Genomic DNA, 19,863 nt, shown 5'->3' on the forward strand with positions numbered 1-19,863 from the left:
TCAGCTGCCGACCGTGCCGATCGCCGTCCCGATCAGGAGCGCGAGCAGGAACGCCGGGCCGCCACGCTCGCCCGCCCCTGGAACCTCCCCGGAGAACCCCTGGGACACCGTGACGTGGTCGACGTCCCCGCGCGCCACGGCCGTGCGCGGGTCCTCGGGCTCGTGGTCCGCTCCCCGGCGACGAGCCCGAGGACGACCAGGCCGAGGCACGCTCCGAGCAGCGTCCACCCGGCGACCCGAGCGGTCCACGATCCCGCCGGATGCACGGCGACGCCCGACGGAGCAGCCGGGCCTCGACGGCCCCACCGGTCCTCCCCCGAGCTGCCACGCTCGCACGGTGGGCGCGATCCGCAGGGCGCGATGTCGAGAACGCCGAGGTCGCGCCGTCCCAGGGGTGTGCCACCACAATGGCGGCACCGGACCCGAGGAGAGATCACGATGGCGAAGTACCTGCTGCTCAAGCACTACCGCGGCCCGAAGCCGCTCGACTGCGCACCGATGGACGAGTGGACGCCGCAGGAGGTCGACGCGCACATGGCGTTCATGGGCCACGTGGCCGACCAGCTGCGCGAGCGCGGCGAGTTCGTCGACGCGCAGGCCCTGTCGCCGGACGGCGCGTGGGTGCGCTTCGACGGGGACGGCCGGCCGCCGGTCACCGACGGCCCGTTCGCGGAGACCAAGGACCTGATCGCCGGCTGGATGGTGATCGACGTCGACTCCGTCGAGCGCGCCCACGAGGCCGCGGCGTACCTCTCGTCGGCGCCGGGCCCGGGCGGCGAGCCGATCCGGGAGTGGATCGAGGTGCGGCCGTTCCTGGAGCAGCCGCAGGCCGTCACCGAGTGATCGACTGATCGCCGGTGGAGGAGCTGGTCCGGGAGCTGGTGCCCCAGGTCCTCGGTGTCCTCGTCCGTCGCGGAGCCGACTTCGCGTCGGCCGAGGACGCCGTCCAGGAGGCGCTCGTCGAGGCGGTACGCCGCTGGCCGGACGCGCCGCCGGACGACCCGAAGGCATGGCTGGTCACGGTGGCCTGGCGCAAGGTCGTCGACGCCGGGCGCTCCGAGTCGGCGCGCCGGGCCCGCGAGGAGCGCGTGCACGAGGAGCCGGCGCCGGGACCCGCGGCGGGGCAGGACGACACCCTGCTGCTGCTGTTCCTGTGCTGCCACCCCGCGCTCAGCCCGTCCTCGGCGGTCGCGCTCACGCTGCGCGCGGTCGGCGGGCTGACCACCCGGCAGATCGCCGCGGCGTACCTCGTGCCGGAGGCGACGATGGCCCAGCGGATCAGCCGGGCGAAGCGCACGGTCGCCGACGCCGGCGTCGGCGCACCCGGTGACCTGCGGCGGGTGCTGACCGTGCTGTACGTGGTGTTCAACGAGGGCTACTCCGGCGACGTCGACCTCGCGGCCGAGGCGATCCGCCTGACCCGGATGCTCGCCGAGGCGAGCGACGAGCCCGAGGTCGCCGGCCTGCTCGCGCTGATGCTGCTCCACCACGCCCGCCGCGCCGCCCGCTGGACCGAGCAGGGCGCGCTGGTGCCGCTCGCCGAGCAGGACCGCAGCCGCTGGGACACCGCGCTGGTCGCCGAGGGGGTCGAGATCCTGCAGGCCGCGCTCGCCCGCGACCGGCTCGGGGAGTACCAGGCCCAGGCCGCGATCGCCGCCCTGCACTGCGACGCCCGCTCGACGGAGGAGACCGACTGGCCGCAGGTCCTGGAGTGGTACGACGAGCTGCTCGGCCTCACCGACTCACCCGTGGTCGCCCTCAACCGGGTGGTCGCGGTCGGCGAGGTCGACGGACCCTTGGTCGGCCTCCGCGAGCTGGCGTCGGTGCCGGCGGACGTGCCGCGTCGTACCGCCGTCGAGGCGTGGCTGCACGAGCGCGCCGGCGACACCGCCCTCGCGGGCCGGCTCTACGCGGCGGCCGCGGCCGCCGCGAGCAGCGCCGTCGAGCGCGACCACCTCACCCGACAGGCGGCTCGGCTGCGGCACGACTGACCAGGACCCGGAACCCCCTGGCGCTGGCGAGCCGCTCCGTCGGCCAGCCCTGCTCGCCCAGCCAACGCTGCAGCGAGTCGGCGCCGAGGTTCTTGCCCACCACCATCACGGCGCGGCCGCCCGGCGCAAGCCGCGGCAGCCAGGTGAGCAGCAGCTCGTGCAGCGCCTGCTTGCCGATCCGGATCGGCGGGTTGGACCAGATCTCGTCGTACACCTCGTTGGTCGGCACCTGCTCGGGCCGGCAGGCGACGAACCGGCCGTCGACGCGCATCGCCCGGGCGTTCTCGTTCGCGAGCGCGATCGCGCGGTCGTTGACGTCGATCGCGGTGATCGAGGCGAGCGGTACGGCGGCGGCGATCGCCAGCCCGATCACGCCGTACCCGCAGCCGAGGTCGAGGAACCGGCCCTGCACGGGCGGCTCCGTCTCGCGGAACAGCACCGCGGTCGCGTGGTCGAGGTGGCCCCGGCTGAACACACCGGAGCCGCTGACCAGCGTCAGCTCCCGGCCCCACACCTCGCAGGTGAACGGCTCGCGCTCGAACGGCACCGACGGGTCGGCGCTGAAGTAGTGGTCCTCACTCATCGGCGACCCTCTTCGCTCGTGTCTGCTCGGCCCGGGCGGCGAGCTCGTCGTCGGCCGGGTAGGCGACCTCCTCCAGCGTGAGGCCGTGGGCGTGCACGACCGCCACCGCGGGATCACGCGCCTCCGCCCGCAGGATGTCCTCGGCCCAGGCGACCGGCTTGCGCGCCTCCCCGACGGCGATCAGGCAGCCGACCAGGGACCGGACCATGCTGTGGCAGAACGCGTCGGCGCGGACCGTCCCGACCAGCACGCCGGCCGGGTCCCGCGCCCAGGACAGCTCAAGCAGGGTCCGGATCGTGGTCGCGCCCTCCCGCTGCTTGCAGAAGGACGCGAAGTCGTGCCGGCCGACCAGGAACGCGGACGCCGCGTTCATCGCGTCGAGGTCCAGGGCTCGTGGCCAGGCCAGGACGTGGGAGCGGGTCAGCGGGTCCACTACGGCCGGGGTGTCGGCGATCCGGTAGGCGTAGCGCCGCCACAGTGCCCCGAACCGGGCGTCGAACCCCGCGGGCGCCTCGACCGCCCGGCGCACCCGTACGTCGGCGGGCAGTCGCCCGTTGAGCCGCCGTACCAGCCCCTCGACGGTGGCCGGCTCGAGGCCGTCCAGGTCGGCGTGCACCACCTGGCCGCGCGCGTGGACGCCGGCGTCGGTGCGGCCGGCGCAGACCACGGCGACCTCCGGGACCCGCAGCACCGTCGCGAGGGCGTCGCTCAGCTCGCCCTGCACGGTCCGCAGCCCCGGCTGGCTCGCCCAGCCGTGGAAGTCGGTGCCGTCGTAGGCGAGGTCGAGCCGGATCCGCACGGGCCAACCCTATTGCGGTACTCGACGCTGCTCCGGGACGGGGACGTCCCTGACCTGTCGCACACCCCCGCCGGCGGGTCGCGTGCGCGTTCGTCAGGGACGCGGCACGCCCCGGGGTCAGGCCTCCAGCTCCGAGCGGTACGGCGGGTCCGCGCCGGGCCGGGAGACCGTGACGGCCGCGGCCCGCGTCGCGTGCGCCAGCACCTCCGCGATCACGCCGGGGTCCAGCTCCCTCAGCTCGGAGCGATGGTCCGCGCCGAGCAGGTCCCGCTGCCACAGGGCGTCGACGACGGCCGCGCCGAACGTGTCGCCGGCGCCGATGGTGTCGGCGACCTCGACGGGCAGGGAGGCCGCCTCGACGATCGCGTGCGCAGCGAACCAGGCGGCGCCGTTGCCGCCGCGGGTGACGACCACGCCGGCCGGGCCGAGCGCGAGCAGGTGGCGCGCCGCCGCCTCCTCGTCGAGCTGTGGGTAGAGGTGGGCGAGGTCCTCGTCGGACGCCTTGACCAGGTCGGTGACTGCGGCGAGCCGTTCCACGAGCGCGACCACGTCCGGGCCGGTGCCGGTGATGGCGGGTCGCGCGTTCACGTCGTAGCTGATCGTGGCGCGGTCGCGCAGCCGCTCGACCAGGGCGAGCACCCCGTCGGCGCCCGGCTCGAGCACCGCGCCCAGCGAGCAGGTGTGCAGCACCAGCGGGGCGGGCTCGGCGCTGACGTCCGGGATCTGCCACTCCAGGTCGAACTCGTAGCTGGCCGCCCCGTCGGCGCCGATGGTCGCCGCGGCGGTCGCGGTCCGGGCCAGGACGTGCGGGTCGCCGGCGAGCTCGACCCCGGCCCTGGCCAGGTGGTCGGCGAGCACCCGGCCCCGCTCGTCCGCCGCCCACGCCGTCACGAACCGGACCCGGCGGCCCAGCCGGGCCAGCGCGACGGCAACGTTGGCGGCGCTGCCGCCGGCGTACTCCGTGGTGTTCCCGTCTGGACCGTGCACGATGTCGACCAGCGACTCCCCCACCACCAGCACGCTGCCCACACTCTCCATGGGGATTTCTCTACCATGCGGACATGCAGGTGCACCCGTGGGACCCCGGCTCCCCGGTCCCGCCGTACGAGCAGCTGCGCAGCCAGCTGGCCGCCCGCGCCGCGTCCGGTGACCTGGCAGCCGGGACCCGACTGCCGACGGTGCGGGCACTGGCCGCGGAGCTGGGCCTCGCGGTGAACACCGTGGCCCGCGCCTACCGCGAGCTCGAGGCCGACGGCGTGGTCGTGACCGAGGGGCGCCGCGGCACTTTCGTCGCCGCCTCGGCGGCCGGCCGGTCCACCGAGGCCGCCGACGCCGCCGCGGCGTACGTCGCCACCGCCCGCCGGCTCGGCCTCACCCTCCCCGAGGCCACCCGCCTCCTCGAACAGCACTGGCCCACCTGATCCCACGTTGATTCGGGACTCAACCGGAGAAAATGACGCCGACCCGCCCGAGGTCTCGGGCGGGTCGGCGGCTCGGACGGGGCCGGCTCAGGCCTTGTCGTCCTCGGTGCTCTCCTCGGTGCTCTCCGCGGCTGGCTCCTCGGTGGCGGCCTCGTCCTCGACGGGCTGCTCCTCGGTGACCACGCTCTCCTCGGGCGACGCCTCGTCGGTCAGCTCGGTGGGAGCCTCCTCGACAGCCGTCTCCTCGGCCACGGTCTCCTCGGCGGGCGCCTCCTCGACCGGCGCCGGGGCGGTTGCGGCCGGTGCGGCCTTCTTCGCCTTCGGGGCCGACGGCTTGTAGGCCTCGGTCACGAGCTCGATGACGGCCATCGGGGCGTTGTCGCCCTTGCGGGGACCGATCTTCGTGATCCGGGTGTAGCCACCCGGACGCTCGGCGAAGGTCGGCGCGATCTCGGTGAAGAGGGTGTGGACGACCGACTTGTCGCGGATGGTCTTGAGGACCTCACGACGGTTGTGCAGGTCGCCCTTCTTCGCCTTGGTGATCAGCTTCTCCGCGTGCGGACGCAGCGCGCGCGCCCGCGACTCGGTGGTCGTGATCCGGCCGTGCTCGAACAGCTGGGTGGCCAGGTTCGACAGGATCAGGCGCTGGTGGGACGGGCTGCCGCCGAGGCGGGGACCCTTGGTGGGCTTGGGCATTGTCTTCTCTCTCCTCCCGAGCCGTACCAGGTACTCGGGTAGATCCTTCTTGTGAGGTACCCACCCGCGGTGGCCACGGTTTCGATCGTCACCACCGACGGGGTCTGGGGCGAAGCCCCAGTTGGGCTAGTACGGGCGAAGCCCGTTCGATCAGTACTGCTCGTCTTCGACGAACGCGTCGTCGTCGTCATCGCCGTACGCCGCGAGCGCGGCGTGCGGGTCGAAGCCGGGCGCGCTGTCCTTGAGGGACAGGCCCATCTCGACCAGCTTGGCCTTGACCTCGTCGATCGACTTCGCACCGAAGTTGCGGATGTCGAGCAGGTCCTGCTCCGAGCGGCTGATGAGCTCACCCACGGTGTGGATGCCCTCGCGCTTGAGGCAGTTGTAGGAGCGGACGGTCAACTGCAGGTCCTCGACCGGGAGGGCGAGGTCCGCGGCCAGCTGCTCGTCGACCGGCGACGGGCCGATGTCGATGCCCTCGGCCTCGACGTTCAGCTCGCGGGCCAGGCCGAAGAGCTCGACCAGGGTCTTGCCGGCCGACGCGATCGCGTCGCGGGGCCGGATCGACGGCTTGGTCTCGACGTCGATGACGAGCTTGTCGAAGTCGGTGCGCTGCTCGACACGGGTGGCCTCGACCTTGTAGGTCACCTTGAGGACCGGGCTGTAGATCGAGTCGACCGGCATCCGGCCGATCTCGTTGTCGGCGCCCTTGTTCTGGACGGCGGAGACGTAGCCACGGCCACGCTCGACGACCAGCTCCATCTCCAGCTTGCCCTTGTCGGACAGGGTCGCGATCTTCAGGTCGGGGTTGTGCACCTCGACACCGGCCGGCGGCGCGATGTCGGCGGCGGTCACGTCACCGGCACCCGACTTGCGCAGGTACATGGTGACGGGCTCGTCGTGCTCCGAGGAGACGACGAGACCCTTGAGGTTGAGGATGACCTCCGTGACGTCCTCCTTGACCCCCTCGATGGTGGAGAACTCGTGGAGGACGTTGTCGATCTTGATGCTCGTGACCGAGGCACCCGGGATCGAGCTGAGGAGGGTACGGCGGAGCGAGTTGCCCAGCGTGTAGCCGAAGCCGGGCTCCAGGGGCTCGATCACGAACCGCGAGCGGAACTCGTCGACGGTCTCTTCCGACAGGGTGGGGCGCTGTGCGATGAGCACTGGTTCTTTCCTTTCCGGACCTACCCGCTATTTGACAGGTCCGAACTTCAGGGTTGACGGAAGGCGATCCACCGGCCACTCCGGCCCCAGACCCGGGGGTCTGGGGGCGGAGCCCCCAGTGGGGGTTCAAGGGGGCGAAGCCCCCTTGTGTCTACTTCTTGGAGTAGTACTCGACGATGAGCTGCTCCTGGACCGGGATGTCGATCTGCGCGCGCACGGGGAGCTGGTGGACCAGGACCCGCATCCGCGACGGGATCGCCTCGAGCCACGCGGGCACGACGCGCTCGCCGTGGGTCTCGCGCGCCACGATGAACGGGGTCATCTCCAGCGACTTCTCGCGGACGTCGATGACGTCGTGCGCGGTGACCTGGAAGGACGGGATGTCGACCTTCTTGCCGTTCACCTTGAAGTGGCCGTGCGTCACGAGCTGACGGGCGTGGCGACGGGTCCGGGCGAAGCCGGCGCGGTAGACCACGTTGTCGAGGCGGCACTCCAGCAGCTGGAGCAGGTTGTCACCGGTCTTCCCGGCGCGACGCGAGGCCTCGGTGTAGTAGTTGTGGAACTGCTTCTCGAGGACGCCGTAGGTGAAGCGCGCCTTCTGCTTCTCCCGGAGCTGGAGGAGGTACTCGCTCTCCTTGATCCGGCCGCGGCCGTGCTGGCCGGGGGGGTAGGGGCGACGCTCGTAAGCCGAGTCGCCACCGACGAGGTCGACACCGAGGCGGCGCGACTTCTTGGTCATGGGTCCGGTGTAACGGGCCATTGCTACAAGTCTCCTGTTCTCAGGTGTCGGGTCAGACGCGCCGGCGCTTGGGCGGGCGGCATCCGTTGTGGGGCGTCGGCGTGACGTCCTGGATGGTGCCGACCTCGAGGCCGATCGCACCCAGGGAACGGATCGCCGTCTCGCGGCCCGAGCCCGGGCCCTTCACGAAGACGTCGATCTTCTTCATGCCGTGCTCCATCGCCCGACGACCGGCAGCCTCGGCTGCCATCTGCGCGGCGAACGGGGTGGACTTGCGGGAGCCCTTGAAGCCGACGGTGCCGGCCGAGGCCCACGAGATCACCGCACCGGTGGGGTCGGTGATCGTGACGATGGTGTTGTTGAACGTGCTCTTGATGTGGGCCTCGCCCATCGCGACGTTCTTCTTCTCCTTGCGGCGCACCTTCTTGGCGCCGGCCGCAGTGCGGCTCTTGGGAGGCATGCAGTATCTCCTGGAAGTAGCTGGTCTGTGGTGGTCAGTGCTGACGGCGGTTGAGGCGCAAGCGGAGCGAGCCTCGAAACCCCGTCAGATCACTTGGCCTTCTTCTTGCCGGCAACCGTGCGCTTCGGACCCTTGCGGGTGCGGGCGTTGGTCTTGGTGCGCTGACCGCGGACCGGGAGGCCCTGGCGGTGACGGCGACCCTGGTAGCTGCCGATCTCGATCTTGCGCCGGATGTCGGCCTGGACCTCGCGACGGAGGTCACCCTCGATCTTGAAGTTGGCTTCGATCTCGTCACGGAGCTTGACCAGCTCTTCGTCACCCAGCTGGTGGACGCGGAGGTCGGGGTTGACCCCGGTGGCCTCCAGGACCTGCTGGGCGCGGGTACGGCCGATGCCGTAGATGTAGGTGAGTGCGATCTCGATGCGCTTGTCGCGCGGGAGGTCCACACCAACGAGGCGTGCCATGTGGGCGGTTTCCTTCTGTTGTTCGCAGCGGTTTCGGTCGTGTCGCATCCCGGCCTCGTAGTGTCCCGGGCTCCGGCCGTCTGCTCCGGAGGTGGCTTCGCTCGTCGTCCGACGGGCTAGCGATCACGTTGTGGGTTCTTCAGTTGTGCGGTTCTGCGGCTCAGCCCTGACGCTGCTTGTGGCGCGGGTTCTCGCAGATGACCATGACGCGGCCGTGGCGACGGATCACCTTGCACTTGTCACAGATCGGCTTGACGCTCGGCTTGACCTTCACTGTCAGGCCCTTTCCGGTGAGTAGCGGCTTGCTTACTTGTACCGGTAGACGATCCGACCTCGGGTGAGGTCGTACGGCGAGAGCTCCACCACGACCCGGTCCTCGGGGAGGATCCGGATGTAGTGCTGGCGCATCTTGCCGCTGATGTGGGCGAGAACCTTGTGGCCGTTGCTCAGCTCCACGCGGAACATCGCGTTCGGGAGGGCCTCCACGACGGTGCCCTCGATCTCGATCACGCCTTCTTTCTTCGGCATGTCCTCCACAATCTGTTGATCGTTTGTCTACCGTCGGCCCGGGAACCGCCCCAGCACTCCCGTCCTTCCGGGGGTTCAAGGGGGCGGAGCCCCCTTGTGGGTGGACCTCGTAGCGCCGCCCGTCGAACCTCATTCCGGACACGCGCACGAGCCACTCCGAGGAGTGATCCGATTGGATTCCGGGCAGCCGCGAGGCACCACGAAGCAGACCCACGTTGGGCCGACGCACCAGTCTAGTGGCATTCGGGCGCGAATCCCTAACTGAGCAGCCGCAGCGTCTGCTCGCGAGCGGGGCTCGCGGTCGGCTCCGTGCCCGTGAAGGCACCGGCGACCGGGTGCACCATCACCTCGTCGACGTCGTACGTCGCCGCCAGCTCCTCGATCCGGCTCCGGGCCCGGTCGGGGGCGCCGATCACCCAGCGCTGCGCCATCGCCTCCAGCAGGTCGTGGTGCGACGGCGGCAGCTCGACCTTCTCCGCCTCCTCGACCCTGAGCTGCGGGCGCAGCTCCCCGCCGGTGCGCAGCGCCACCATGGCCAGCAGCTGGGGCAGCGCCAGGCGCCGCGCCTCGTCCTCGGTGTCGGCCACCACTGCGTTCACCGTGAGGAAGGTCCGCGGCTCCGAGAGCTCGGGGGACGCGCGGAAGCCGGAGCGGTAGAGCTCGAGCGCCTCGGCGGTACCCGAGCCGGAGAAGTGGTGCGCGAAGACGTAGGGCATCCCCTTCTCGGCGGCCAGCCGGGCGGAGTAGTCCGAGGACCCGAGCAGCCAGACGGTCGGGACGGTGCTCGCCGCGGGGGTGGCGCGCAGCGGGTAGGTGCGGCCCTGGATGCCGAGGCCGACCCCCTCGGGAGCCATCATCGCGAGCACGTTGTCGACGTACTCGGGGAACCGGGTGACCGCCTCGTCGTTCACTCCCCCGGCGCCGTGCCGCAGCGCGTAGGACGTGACCGGATCGCTGCCCGGCGCCCGGCCGATGCCGAGGTCGATCCGGCCGGGGAAGGCCGCCTCGAGGAGCGCGAACTGCTCGGCGACGACGAGCGGCGCATGGTTGGGCAGCATCACCCCACCGGAGCCGACCCGAAGCCGCCGGGTCGCGCCGGCGACCAGCCCGATCAGCACCGGTGGGTTGGTCGCGGCGACCGCGGGCATGTTGTGGTGCTCGGCGAGCCAGTAGCGCCGGTAGTCGAGCTCGTCGGCGACCCGGGCGAGCGAGAGCGTCGCCGCGAGTGCGTCAGCGGTCGTCTGGTCGCTGCGGACCGGGACCAGGTCGAGGACGGACAGGGCGGTACGACGGGCGCTCACCCTGGTGCCAACCGGCCGGCCGGGTGTTCCATTCCGGTCCCGGCCTCGGGCCACGGGCTAGTCGTCGCCGAGCGAGGCCGTGCGCTCCTCGACCTCCGCCTTGGACATCCGCGAGGAGACGGCCAGGCTGACGACCGCGGTGATCGCCAGGGTCCCGATGATCACCGCCAGCGAGAGCCAGATCGGGATGTCGGGGGCCCACCCGATGTGCTCCCCGCCGTTGATGAACGGCAGCTCGTTCTCGTGCATCGCGTGCAGCACCAGCTTGACGCCGATGAACCCGAGCAGCACGGCGAGGCCGTAGGAGAGGTAGATGAGCCGCTGGAGCAGGCCGCCGATGAGGAAGTAGAGCTGCCGCAGGCCCATCAGCGCGAACACGTTGGCGGTGAACACCAGGTAGGGGTCGCGGGTCAGGCCGTAGATCGCGGGGATCGAGTCCAGGGCGAACAGCAGGTCGGTGGTGCCGAGCGTGAGGACCACCAGGAACATCGGGGTGATCAGCCGCTTGCCGTTCGTCTTGGTGAGCAGCTTCGTCCCGTGCCACTCGCTGGTGGCGGGCAGGTGCTTCTCCGCGAACCGCACCAGGCGGTTCTCCTCGTACTCCTCGGCGTCGTCCTCGGTGGAGCCCTGCTTGGCGAGCTTGACCGCCGTCCACAGCAGGAACGCCCCGAAGACGTAGAAGACCCAGCTGAACTCGTTGATGGCCGCGGCGCCGACCACGATGAAGATCGCCCGCATGACCAGCGCGAGCACGATGCCGATCATCAGGGCGGTCTGCTGGTACTGCCGGGGCACCGAGAAGTTCGCCATGATGATGATGAAGATGAAGAGGTTGTCGATCGAGAGCGAGTACTCCGTCAACCAGCCCGCGAAGAACTCGGGCCCGGGGTTCGGTGACAGCGCGTGCGGCTCGGCGAACAGCCACAGCGCCGCGCCGAACAGCACCGCCAGGCCGATGAAGAACGCGAGGTGCCGGCTGACCTCGGGCATGGTCGGCTCGTGCGGGCGGCGCGCGATGATCGCGAGGTCGACGAACAGGACGCCGACCGTCACCGCGATCGTGATCGCCCAGACGAGTGGGGAGGCGACCGAGTCGCCCACGATCATGGCAGTCATCGAGAGTTTCTCCTCCGGAGTGGCCCAGAATGTCAACGTACGTCGTACGCCGGCGCGGTCATTTCTCCGGAGGTCTCTTCCGCTCGGGTCACGAGCCGATGGCACCGGGTCCGGGCGCGGACCCGGGCCGTACTGACGACACCACCGCGGGGAATACTCCCCTCCTGGCGGGAGCCATCATTCCACGCCGCCACCGCGGAACGCGATTCGGGGCCCGGGTCGACCCGGTCAGTCCCCGCCGTAGCGCACGCCGAGCGCGGTCAGGGCCGCCTCGCCGCCGTCCAGGGCGGTCAGCACCCAGGTCCCGCGCGGCGTGAGCGTGAAGGTGTGCTCGAAGTGCGCGGCCCAGCTCCCGTCGTCGGTGACCACCGTCCAGTCGTCCTCGAGCACCGAGGTGTCCTTGGCGCCGAGGGTGATCATCGGCTCGACGGCGAGGGCCAGGCCCTCGACCAGCCTCGGGCCCTTGCCCGGCCGACCGTAGTTCGGGACGTTCGGGGGCTGGTGCATCTGGGAGCCGATGCCATGGCCGGTGTAGTCCTCGAGGATCCCGTAGCTGCCCTGGCCACGCACCTGCCGCTCGACGGCGTGCGAGATGTCGGTGACCCGCCCGCCGAGCCGGGCCGCAGCGATGCCGTGCCACATCGCCTCCTCGGTCACCCGCATCAGCTCGGTGAGCTCCCGGCTGACCGCGCCCACAGCGACGGTGATGGCGGCGTCACCGTGCCACCCGTCGACGATGGCGCCACAGTCGATCGAGACGACGTCGCCCTCGGCGATCACGCGCTCACCCGGGATGCCGTGGACGACCTCGTCGTTGACCGACGCGCAGATCGAGGCGGGGAAGCCGTGGTAGCCCTGGAACGACGGGGTCGCGCCCGAGGACCGGATGTGGTCCTCCGCGATCGTGTCCAGCTCCCCGGTCGTGATGCCGGCCCGCACGTGGCCGCGCAGCAGCTCCAAGGTCCGGCCCACCACCAGGCCGGCCTTGCGCATCCCGGCGATCTGCTCGGGTGTCTTGATCTCGATCCCGCGGTCGAGGAAGCCCATCAGTCGAGAGTCACGACTCAGGGATGACGTCCAGCGCCTGGAAGATCCGGGCGGTGACCTCGTCGACCTCGCCGATGCCGTCGACCTCGTGCACGAGGTCGCGCTGCTTGTAGATCTCGATGAGCGGCGCGGTCTGCTCGAGGTAGAGGTCCTGACGGCGCCGGATCACGTCCTCGGTGTCGTCCGCACGACCCTCGACCTGGGCCCGCTGGAGCAGCCGGCCGACGATCTCGTCCTGGTCGACGGTGAGGCACACGACCGCGTCGAGCCGGTGCCCGGTGAACCGGATCATCCCGTCGAGCTCCTCGACCTGGGCGACCGTGCGCGGGTAGCCGTCGAGCAGGAACCCGCCGACGGCGTCGGGCTCGTCGATCCGGTTGCGGACCATCCGGTTGGTGACCTCGTCGGGGACGTACTCGCCGGCGTCCATGTAGCGCTTCGCCTCGACACCGAGCGGCGTGCCCTCGGTGACGTTGGCGCGGAAGATGTCACCGGTCGAGATCGCGGGGATCTTGAAGTGCTCGGCGATGTACTTCGCTTGGGTTCCCTTGCCGGCCCCCGGGGGGCCCATGATGATCAGGCGCATGGCAGCGGCATTGTCGCAGAGCGCGTCGCGGCGCCGCAGTCGTTGGTGATCAATCGCATATCAGCGCAGGAATCCTTCGTAGTTGCGCTGCTGGAGCTGGCTCTCGATCTGCTTCACCGTGTCCAGCCCCACGCCGACCATGATCAGGATGCTGGTGCCACCGAACGGGAAGTTCTGGTTGGCACCGATCACGGCGAAGGCGATCAACGGGATCAGGGAGATCAGACCGAGGTAGAGCGAGCCGGGCAGCGTGATGCGGGACAGGACGTAGGACAGGTAGTCCTCGGTCGGCTTGCCCGCCCGGATCCCGGGGATGAAGCCGCCGTACTTCTTCATGTTGTCGGCCACCTCGTTCGGGTTGAACGTGATCGACACGTAGAAGTAGGTGAAGAAGATGATCAGCAGGAAGAACGTGAGCATGTAGAGCGGGTGGTCGCCGCGCACCAGGTAGGAGTTGATCCAGTTCGCCCATCTCGAGTCGGCGTTCGGGTTGAACGAGACGAGCATGGCGGGCAGGTAGAGCAGCGACGACGCGAAGATGACCGGGATGACGCCGGCCTGGTTCACCTTGAGCGGGATGTAGGTCGAGCTGCCGCCGAACATCTTGCGGCCCACCATCCGGCGGGCGTACTGCACCGGGATCCGGCGCTGGGCCTGCTCGACGAAGATGACCGCCGCGACGATCACCAGGCCGGTGACCATCACGATGCCGAAGATCCACCAGCCCTTGGAGCTCTGGACCGACCACAGCGAGGACGGGAAGCCCGCGATGATCTGGGTGAAGATCAGCAGCGACATGCCGTTGCCGATGCCGTGCTCGGTGATCAGCTCGCCGAGCCACATGATCACGGCCGTGCCGGCGGTCATCGTGACCACCATGACGAGGAACGTCGAGGTCCCGTTGTCGTGGAGCAGCGGGAACGTGTTGGGGTCGCAGCCCTGCAGCAGGTTGCCCGAGCGGGCCAGGGCCACGATGCCCGTCGCCTGGAGGACCGCGAGGCCCAGCGTCAGGTAGCGGGTGTACTGGGTGATCTTGGTCTGGCCGGACTGGCCCTCCTTCTTCAGCGCCTCGAGCCGGGGGATGACCACGACCAGCAGCTGCAGGATGATGCTCGCCGTGATGTACGGCATGATGCCGAGCGCGAAGATCGTCAGCTGGAGCAGCGCTCCGCCGGAGAACATGTTGACCAGGCTGTAGAGGTCGGCGTTGCTGCCCTCGGTCGCGATGTCGACGCAGGCCTGCACGTTGCCGACGTCGACGCCGGGGGTCGGGACCTGGGATCCGAGCCGGAAGACCCCGATGATCAAGACGACGAACAGCAGCTTGCGCCGCAGGTCCGGGGTCCGGAAAGCGTTCGCGAACGCGCTCAGCACGAGATCCTCTTTCTCCAAGCGTGAAGCGGCCCCTGCGACTCGACCGCAAGGACCCGGGGAAGCCTAACAGGCAGGGTGACGGGCCCGGAAAGCGCGACGGGCGCGGACCGTCCTGCCTGGGGCAGGACTGCCGCGCCCAACGCGCTGAAGCGGGTCACCCGTGGGTCACACCAACGTCGTGGTGCCGCCGGCGGCCTCGATCTTCTCCGAGGCCGTCGCCGAGAACGCGTTCGCGCTCACCTGCACGGCCACGGAGATCTCGCCCTGGCCGAGGACCTTCACCGGGTGGCCGTCACGCACCGCGCCCTTGGCGACGAGGTCCTCGACGCCCACGGCGCCGCCCTCGGGGAAGAGCTGGTTGATGCGGTCCAGGTTCACGACCTGGAACTCCACCTTGAACGGGTTCTTGAAGCCCTTGAGCTTCGGGAGCCGCATGTGGATCGGCATCTGGCCGCCCTCGAAGGCGGCCGGGACCTGGTAGCGGGCCTTCGTGCCCTTGGTACCACGGCCCGCGGTCTTGCCCTTCGAGCCCTCACCGCGACCGACGCGGGTCTTGGCGGTCTTGGCGCCCGGGGCAGGACGCAGGTTGTGCAGCTTGAGCGTCATGTCACTCGACCTCCTCGACCGTCACGAGGTGACGGACGGTGTTGACCATGCCGCGGATCTCCGGGCGGTCCTCCTTGACGACGACGTCGCCGATGCGCTTCAGGCCGAGGGTGCGCAGCGTCTCGCGCTGGTTGGCCTTGATGCCGACGACGCCCTTCTTCTGCTGGACCTTGAGCTGCGCCATCAGGACGACACCTCCTCGGAGACCCCCGCGGGGACCTCCACCCGGGCCTTGAGCAGGGCCGCCGGGGCGACCTCCTCGACCGGCAGGCCGCGGCGGGCGGCCACGGCCTCGGGCTGTTCGAGCATCCGCAGGGCCTCGACCGTCGCGTGGACGATGTTGATCTGGTTCGACGAACCGAGCGACTTGCTCAGCACGTCGTGGATGCCGGCGCACTCCAGGACCGCGCGCACCGGGCCACCGGCGATGACACCGGTACCGGGGGCGGCCGGACGCAGGAGGACGACACCGGCCGCCTTCTCGCCCTGGACGGGGTGCGGGATCGTGCCCTGGATGCGGGGCACGCGGAAGAAGTGCTTCTTCGCCTCCTCGACACCCTTGGCGATCGCCGCCGGGACCTCCTTGGCCTTGCCGTATCCGACACCGACCAGACCCTCACCGTCGCCGACGACCACGAGGGCGGTGAAGCTGAAGCGACGACCGCCCTTCACGACCTTGGCGACCCGGTTGATCGCAACGACGCGCTCGATGTAGGCGGTCTTGTCAGCACCCTGGCCGCGACGGTCGTCACGTCCACCACGGCGCTCGCCACCGCGCTGTCCGCGCTGGGCTCCGCTCATGAGACTTTCCTCTTCTCTTCCAAGCTCTTTGCTCTTCGGGGGCACACGGGGGTGTCCCCCGTGCGTATGCGATCAGAAGGTCAGGCCGCCCTCGCGGGCGCCCTCCGCCAGGGCCGCGACGCGACCGTGGTACTTGTTGCCGGCCCGGTCGAAGACGACGCCCTCGACACCGGCGGACTTGGCCCGCTCGGCGACGAGCTCGCCCACCTTCTTGGCCTTGGCGGTCTTGTCGCCCGAGAAGCCGCGCAGGTCCGCCTCCATGGTGGAGGCCGACGCGAGCGTCTTGCCGACCAGGTCGTCGACGACCTGGACGCTGATGTGCTTCGAGGAGCGGGTGACGACCAGGCGCGGACGCTCCGGCGTGCCGGAGACCCTCTTGCGGCCCCGGACCTGGCGGCGCAGACGGGACTTGGTCCGCGCGGCGGTGTGCTTGTTGTTCGACAGCGAGATCGCCATGGTCACTTACCGGCCTTTCCGACCTTGCGGCGGATGTGCTCACCCGCGTAGCGAACGCCCTTGCCCTTGTACGGCTCGGGCTTGCGCAGCTTGCGGATGTTCGCGGCTACCTCACCGACGAGCTGCTTGTCGATGCCCTGGACGCCGAGCCGGGTGGGGCCCTCGACCGCGAAGGTGATGCCCTCGGGGGCGTTGAAGGTGATCGGGTGGGAGTACCCGAGCTGGAACTCCAGCTGGGTCGGCCCCTTCGACAGGACGCGGTAGCCCACGCCCACGATCTCGAGCTTCTTCTCGTAGCCCTCGGTCACGCCCACCACCATGTTGTTGACCAGGGTGCGGGTCAGGCCGTGGAGCGCCTTGCTCTCGCGCTCGTCGTCGGGTCGCTTGACGTCCAGGACGCCGTCGCCCTTCTCGACCGTGATCGGTGCGGCCACGGTGTGCGACAGGGTGCCCTTGGGGCCCTTGACGGTCACCCGTGCGCCGTCGATCGCGACGTCGACACCCGACGGGACCGCGACGGGGAGCTTGCCAATACGCGACATGCTTTACTCGTTCTCCTTCTCGGTCTCGTCGTTACCAGACGTAGGCGAGGACTTCCCCACCCACGCCCTTCTGGTTCGCCTGGCGGTCGGTCAGCAGGCCCTGGCTGGTCGAGATGATCGCGACCCCCAGGCCGCCGAGCACCTTCGGGAGCCCGGTGTGCTTGGCGTACACCCGCAGGCCGGGCTTGCTGATCCGGCGGACGCCCGCGATCGAGCGCTCCCGGTTGCGGCCGTACTTGAGGGTGATGGTCAGCGTCTTGCCGACCTCGCCCTCAGCCGGCTCGGTCACGTCGTAGGAGGTGATGTAGCCCTCCTGCTTGAGGATGTCGGCGACACCCTGCTTGAGCTTGCTGTACGGCATCGACACCGCGTCGTGGTACGCCTGGTTGGCGTTGCGCAGACGAGTCAGCATGTCTGCGATCGGGTCAGTCATCGTCATGGCCGAATTGGCCCTTTCTCGGTGTGGTTTCGATCCGCATCCGCAGATCGACCTTCAGCGTTTGATGTTGTGGTTTTCCCGCCGTAACCACCGACGGGGGTGTGGGGGGCGAAGCCCCCACCAGGTCGCGGGGCGAAGCCCCGAAATCCTTACCAGCTGGACTTGGTCACGCCCGGCAGCTCGCCGCGGTGCGCCATCTCGCGCAGGCAGATGCGGCACAGGCCGAACTTGCGGTAGACGGCCTTGGGCCGGCCGCAGCGCTGGCAGCGGGTGTAGCCGCGCACCGCGAACTTGGGCTTGCGAGCGGCCTTGACCTTCAGAGCGGTCTTCGCCATGTCAGTTGCCCTCCTTGAACGGGAATCCGAGCTGCTTGAGCAGCGCACGGCCCTGCTCGTCGTTGGTGGCGGTGGTGACGACCGTGATGTCCATGCCCCGCGAGCGGTCGATCCGGTCCTGGTCGATCTCGTGGAACATGACCTGCTCGGTGAGACCGAAGGTGTAGTTGCCCCGGCCGTCGAACTGGTCGGGGTTCAGGCCGCGGAAGTCGCGGATGCGCGGCAGCGCGAGCGACAGCAGGCGGTCCAGGAACTCCCACATCCGATCGCCACGCAGCGTGGCGTGCGCGCCGATCGGCATGCCCTCGCGCAGCTTGAACTGCGCGATCGACTTGCGGGCCTTCGTGACCAGCGGCTTCTGGCCCGTGATCGCGGTGAGGTCCTTGACGGCACCCTCGATCAGCTTCGAGTCGCGAGCGGCCTCGCCGACGCCCATGTTGACCACGATCTTGGTCAGCCCGGGCACCTGCATGGCGTTCTTGATGTCGAACTCGGAGCGCAGCGCGGGAACGATCTCCTCGCGGTAGCGGGTCTTGAGACGAGGGGCGACCTTCGCGGAGGCCGTCGTCTGCGACTGCTCAGTCTCGGTCTGGGTCATCAGATTTCCTTGCCGGTCTTGCGCGAGATGCGGACGCTGCGCTCCGCCTTGTACGTCGAACCGTCGGGACGGCGCTTGGTGACCTCGTCGCGGCGGAAGCCGATCCGGGTCACGCCGCCGCCCTCGACGAGCATCACGTTCGAGACGTGGATCGGGGCCTCGGCGGTGATGATGCCGCCGGTGGTGCCGGCGCGACCGCCCTGGTTGACGACCTTGGTGTGCCGCTTGACGCGGTTCACGCCCTCGACGATCACCCGCTGCTCCTCCCGGAGCACCTGGATGACGCGACCCTCGGCGCCCTTGTCCTTGCCCGCGATCACCTTGACGGTGTCGCCCTTCTTGATGCTCACGCTCTTCTTCTTCTCAGCCATGGCTCAGAGCACCTCCGGGGCGAGCGAGATGATCTTCATGAACTTCTTCTCGCGCAGCTCACGGCCCACGGGGCCGAAGATGCGGGTGCCTCGCGGCTCGCCGTCGTTCTTGAGGATGACGGCGGCGTTCTCGTCGAAGCGGATGTACGAGCCGTCGGGGCGGCGACGCTCCTTGACGGTGCGCACGACGACAGCCTTGACGACGTCACCCTTCTTCACGTTGCCACCGGGGATCGCATCCTTCACGGTGGCGACGATGACGTCGCCGATACCGGCGTAGCGCCGACCCGAGCCACCGAGAACACGGATGCAAAGGATCTCCTTCGCACCGGTGTTGTCGGCGACCTTGAGCCGCGACTCCTGCTGGATCATCAGTTTCTCCTTGTCACCCTGGTTCTCGGCCGGCTAGCCCGGATGAGCCTGGGGGAACTCACTAAGTTGGTCCCGGCTTCGCCGGGGCTGTCTTTCTGTTGCGAAGTAGGCAAGCTCGCTGCGCTCGCGCCTACTTCGCCTTCTCGAGGATCTCGACGACGCGCCAACGCTTGGTGGCCGACAGCGGTCGGGTCTCCATCAGGAGGACCCGGTCACCGATGCCGCACTCGTTCTGCTCGTCGTGCGCCTTGAGCTTGCTGGTGCGGCGCATGACCTTGCCATACAGCGCGTGCTTGACGCGGTCCTCGACGGACACGACCACGGTCTTGTCCATCTTGTCGCTGACGACCAGGCCCTCACGGACCTTGCGGGCGTTCCGCTCTGCAGCGTTCGCCTGAGCCTGCTCGCTCATGCGTCACCATCCTCGTTGCTGTCCTGGCCCGGGGTGGAGCGGATGCCGAGCTCGCGCTCTCGCACCACGGTGTAGATCCGGGCGATGTCCTTCTTGACCGTGCGGAGCCGGCCGTGGCTCTCCAGCTGGCCGGTGGCCGCCTGGAACCGGAGGTTGAAGAGCTCCTCCTTGGCCTCGCGCAGCTTGGCCTCGAGGTCGACGGCGTTGAGCTCGTCGAGCTCGTGGGCGGTCGTTGCCATCAGAACTCACCTGCTTCGCGGGAGATGAACCGGCACTTCATGGGGAGCTTGTGCATCGCGCGGCGCATGGCCTCGCGGGCGACGGTCTCGTCCACGCCGGAGAGCTCGAACATGACCCGACCCGGCTTCACGTTGGCGATCCACCACTCGGGCGAGCCCTTGCCGGAGCCCATGCGGGTCTCGGCGGGCTTCTTGGTGAGCGGGCGGTCGGGGTAGATGTTGATCCACACCTTGCCGCCACGCTTGATGTGACGGGTCATCGCGATACGGGCCGACTCGATCTGACGGTTGGTCACGTAGTGAGCCTCGACCGCCTGGATGCCGAAGTCGCCGAAGGCGAGACGCGTACCGCCCTTGGCAGCACCCCTCCGCGTGGGGTGGTGCTGCTTGCGGTGCTTGACACGACGGGGCATCAGCATG

The 19,863-nt window shown here is 69.6% G+C and carries 32 protein-coding genes; 3 read left to right on the top strand and 29 right to left on the bottom strand.

What is annotated here, in order from left to right; genetic code table 11:
• Positions 1-138 (bottom strand): hypothetical protein, encoded by a 138-nt coding sequence (locus NOCA_RS27680; protein ID WP_158305691.1) that lies wholly within the window; start codon positions 136-138, stop codon positions 1-3.
• Between the two features lie 300 nt (positions 139-438).
• On the opposite strand from NOCA_RS27680, the gene NOCA_RS21030 reads away from it, so the two are divergent.
• The gene (locus NOCA_RS21030) at positions 439-843 is read left to right on the top strand and encodes a YciI family protein (protein WP_041546770.1); all 405 of its coding nucleotides are present in this window, start codon (positions 439-441) and stop codon (positions 841-843) included.
• A 14-nt stretch (positions 844-857) separates the two neighbouring features.
• Positions 858-1,991 (top strand): RNA polymerase sigma factor, encoded by a 1,134-nt coding sequence (locus NOCA_RS21035; RefSeq protein ID WP_011757298.1) that lies wholly within the window; start codon positions 858-860, stop codon positions 1,989-1,991.
• Here the strand turns inward: NOCA_RS21035 and NOCA_RS21040 are convergent.
• The 3 genes from NOCA_RS21040 to NOCA_RS21050 all read right to left on the bottom strand — a co-directional run bounded on the left by NOCA_RS21040 (position 1,957) and on the right by NOCA_RS21050 (position 4,411).
• Complete coding sequence (locus NOCA_RS21040; protein WP_011757299.1) at positions 1,957-2,574, bottom strand: class I SAM-dependent methyltransferase; 618 nt, start codon at positions 2,572-2,574, stop codon at positions 1,957-1,959. The genes NOCA_RS21035 and NOCA_RS21040 overlap by 35 nt on opposite strands.
• Complete coding sequence (gene truA / locus NOCA_RS21045; protein WP_011757300.1) at positions 2,567-3,373, bottom strand: tRNA pseudouridine(38-40) synthase TruA; 807 nt, start codon at positions 3,371-3,373, stop codon at positions 2,567-2,569. The genes NOCA_RS21040 and truA overlap by 8 nt, the downstream gene beginning before the upstream one ends.
• 117 nt (positions 3,374-3,490) lie before the next feature.
• Entirely contained in the window at positions 3,491-4,411 is a 921-nt protein-coding gene (locus tag NOCA_RS21050) for a carbohydrate kinase family protein (protein WP_041546771.1), read from the bottom strand.
• A 23-nt stretch (positions 4,412-4,434) separates the two neighbouring features.
• Between NOCA_RS21050 and NOCA_RS21055 the strand changes: the two genes are divergently transcribed.
• The gene (locus NOCA_RS21055; protein ID WP_011757302.1) at positions 4,435-4,794 is read left to right on the top strand and encodes a GntR family transcriptional regulator; all 360 of its coding nucleotides are present in this window, start codon (positions 4,435-4,437) and stop codon (positions 4,792-4,794) included.
• Positions 4,795-4,881: 87 nt separating this feature from the next.
• Here the strand turns inward: NOCA_RS21055 and rplQ are convergent, their stop codons facing one another.
• The 25 genes from rplQ to rplP form a co-directional block, all read right to left on the bottom strand.
• On the bottom strand, positions 4,882-5,490 hold the full coding sequence (rplQ, locus tag NOCA_RS21060) for a 50S ribosomal protein L17 (protein WP_011757303.1): 609 nt from the start codon (positions 5,488-5,490) through the stop codon (positions 4,882-4,884).
• Between the two features lie 150 nt (positions 5,491-5,640).
• Positions 5,641-6,657 carry a DNA-directed RNA polymerase subunit alpha gene (locus tag NOCA_RS21065; protein ID WP_011757304.1) on the bottom strand — a complete coding sequence of 339 codons (1,017 nt, stop codon included), beginning with the start codon at positions 6,655-6,657 and terminating at the stop codon, positions 5,641-5,643.
• A 151-nt stretch (positions 6,658-6,808) separates the two neighbouring features.
• Positions 6,809-7,417, bottom strand: a complete 609-nt coding sequence (rpsD, locus tag NOCA_RS21070; RefSeq protein ID WP_011757305.1) for a 30S ribosomal protein S4 — start codon at positions 7,415-7,417, stop codon at positions 6,809-6,811.
• A gap of 31 nt (positions 7,418-7,448) precedes the next feature.
• Positions 7,449-7,856 carry a 30S ribosomal protein S11 gene (gene rpsK / locus NOCA_RS21075; protein ID WP_011757306.1) on the bottom strand — a complete coding sequence of 136 codons (408 nt, stop codon included), beginning with the start codon at positions 7,854-7,856 and terminating at the stop codon, positions 7,449-7,451.
• An 89-nt stretch (positions 7,857-7,945) separates the two neighbouring features.
• On the bottom strand, positions 7,946-8,320 hold the full coding sequence (gene rpsM, locus NOCA_RS21080) for a 30S ribosomal protein S13 (protein WP_011757307.1): 375 nt from the start codon (positions 8,318-8,320) through the stop codon (positions 7,946-7,948).
• A 160-nt stretch (positions 8,321-8,480) separates the two neighbouring features.
• Entirely contained in the window at positions 8,481-8,594 is a 114-nt protein-coding gene (gene rpmJ / locus NOCA_RS21085) for a 50S ribosomal protein L36 (RefSeq protein ID WP_011757308.1), read from the bottom strand.
• A gap of 32 nt (positions 8,595-8,626) precedes the next feature.
• Positions 8,627-8,848 (bottom strand): translation initiation factor IF-1, encoded by a 222-nt coding sequence (gene infA / locus NOCA_RS21090; RefSeq protein WP_011757309.1) that lies wholly within the window; start codon positions 8,846-8,848, stop codon positions 8,627-8,629.
• Between the two features lie 257 nt (positions 8,849-9,105).
• Positions 9,106-10,149, bottom strand: a complete 1,044-nt coding sequence (locus NOCA_RS21095; protein ID WP_238383378.1) for an LLM class flavin-dependent oxidoreductase — start codon at positions 10,147-10,149, stop codon at positions 9,106-9,108.
• A gap of 57 nt (positions 10,150-10,206) precedes the next feature.
• On the bottom strand, positions 10,207-11,265 hold the full coding sequence (locus tag NOCA_RS21100; protein ID WP_011757311.1) for a TerC family protein: 1,059 nt from the start codon (positions 11,263-11,265) through the stop codon (positions 10,207-10,209).
• 228 nt (positions 11,266-11,493) lie between these two features.
• Positions 11,494-12,312 (bottom strand): type I methionyl aminopeptidase, encoded by an 819-nt coding sequence (gene map / locus NOCA_RS21105; protein ID WP_011757312.1) that lies wholly within the window; start codon positions 12,310-12,312, stop codon positions 11,494-11,496.
• Between the two features lie 10 nt (positions 12,313-12,322).
• Positions 12,323-12,898, bottom strand: a complete 576-nt coding sequence (locus NOCA_RS21110; RefSeq protein WP_011757313.1) for an adenylate kinase — start codon at positions 12,896-12,898, stop codon at positions 12,323-12,325.
• Positions 12,899-12,958: 60 nt separating this feature from the next.
• Complete coding sequence (secY, locus tag NOCA_RS21115) at positions 12,959-14,272, bottom strand: preprotein translocase subunit SecY (protein WP_011757314.1); 1,314 nt, start codon at positions 14,270-14,272, stop codon at positions 12,959-12,961.
• A 165-nt stretch (positions 14,273-14,437) separates the two neighbouring features.
• Positions 14,438-14,878 (bottom strand): 50S ribosomal protein L15, encoded by a 441-nt coding sequence (rplO, locus tag NOCA_RS21120; protein ID WP_011757315.1) that lies wholly within the window; start codon positions 14,876-14,878, stop codon positions 14,438-14,440.
• Between the two features lies 1 nt (position 14,879).
• The gene (gene rpmD, locus NOCA_RS21125) at positions 14,880-15,062 is read right to left on the bottom strand and encodes a 50S ribosomal protein L30 (RefSeq protein WP_011757316.1); all 183 of its coding nucleotides are present in this window, start codon (positions 15,060-15,062) and stop codon (positions 14,880-14,882) included.
• Entirely contained in the window at positions 15,062-15,679 is a 618-nt protein-coding gene (gene rpsE / locus NOCA_RS21130) for a 30S ribosomal protein S5 (protein ID WP_011757317.1), read from the bottom strand. Before rpsE ends, rpmD begins: the two co-directional genes overlap by 1 nt.
• Before the next feature lie 72 nt (positions 15,680-15,751).
• Positions 15,752-16,135 carry a 50S ribosomal protein L18 gene (gene rplR / locus NOCA_RS21135; RefSeq protein WP_011757318.1) on the bottom strand — a complete coding sequence of 128 codons (384 nt, stop codon included), beginning with the start codon at positions 16,133-16,135 and terminating at the stop codon, positions 15,752-15,754.
• Positions 16,136-16,137: 2 nt separating this feature from the next.
• On the bottom strand, positions 16,138-16,677 hold the full coding sequence (gene rplF / locus NOCA_RS21140) for a 50S ribosomal protein L6 (RefSeq protein ID WP_011757319.1): 540 nt from the start codon (positions 16,675-16,677) through the stop codon (positions 16,138-16,140).
• Positions 16,678-16,708: 31 nt separating this feature from the next.
• Positions 16,709-17,116 (bottom strand): 30S ribosomal protein S8, encoded by a 408-nt coding sequence (rpsH, locus tag NOCA_RS21145; protein ID WP_011757320.1) that lies wholly within the window; start codon positions 17,114-17,116, stop codon positions 16,709-16,711.
• Between the two features lie 149 nt (positions 17,117-17,265).
• Positions 17,266-17,451 (bottom strand): type Z 30S ribosomal protein S14, encoded by a 186-nt coding sequence (locus NOCA_RS21150; RefSeq protein ID WP_011757321.1) that lies wholly within the window; start codon positions 17,449-17,451, stop codon positions 17,266-17,268.
• 1 nt (position 17,452) lies between these two features.
• Positions 17,453-18,049, bottom strand: coding sequence for a 50S ribosomal protein L5 (gene rplE / locus NOCA_RS21155; protein ID WP_011757322.1), 597 nt, complete (start codon positions 18,047-18,049; stop codon positions 17,453-17,455).
• A complete protein-coding gene (gene rplX / locus NOCA_RS21160) occupies positions 18,049-18,420 on the bottom strand; it encodes a 50S ribosomal protein L24 (protein WP_011757323.1) in 372 nt (123 codons plus the stop codon). Before rplX ends, rplE begins: the two co-directional genes overlap by 1 nt.
• A gap of 3 nt (positions 18,421-18,423) precedes the next feature.
• Positions 18,424-18,792 carry a 50S ribosomal protein L14 gene (rplN, locus tag NOCA_RS21165; protein WP_011757324.1) on the bottom strand — a complete coding sequence of 123 codons (369 nt, stop codon included), beginning with the start codon at positions 18,790-18,792 and terminating at the stop codon, positions 18,424-18,426.
• 130 nt (positions 18,793-18,922) lie between these two features.
• Entirely contained in the window at positions 18,923-19,204 is a 282-nt protein-coding gene (rpsQ, locus tag NOCA_RS21170) for a 30S ribosomal protein S17 (protein ID WP_011757325.1), read from the bottom strand.
• Positions 19,201-19,443, bottom strand: coding sequence for a 50S ribosomal protein L29 (rpmC, locus tag NOCA_RS21175; protein ID WP_011757326.1), 243 nt, complete (start codon positions 19,441-19,443; stop codon positions 19,201-19,203). The genes rpsQ and rpmC overlap by 4 nt, the downstream gene beginning before the upstream one ends.
• Positions 19,443-19,862, bottom strand: coding sequence for a 50S ribosomal protein L16 (rplP, locus tag NOCA_RS21180; protein ID WP_011757327.1), 420 nt, complete (start codon positions 19,860-19,862; stop codon positions 19,443-19,445). Before rplP ends, rpmC begins: the two co-directional genes overlap by 1 nt.
• Position 19,863: the final 1 nt, after the last annotated feature.

The sequence above is a fragment of the Nocardioides sp. JS614 genome (genome assembly GCF_000015265.1).
In the GTDB taxonomy this organism is placed as follows: Bacteria; Actinomycetota; Actinomycetes; order Propionibacteriales; family Nocardioidaceae; genus Nocardioides.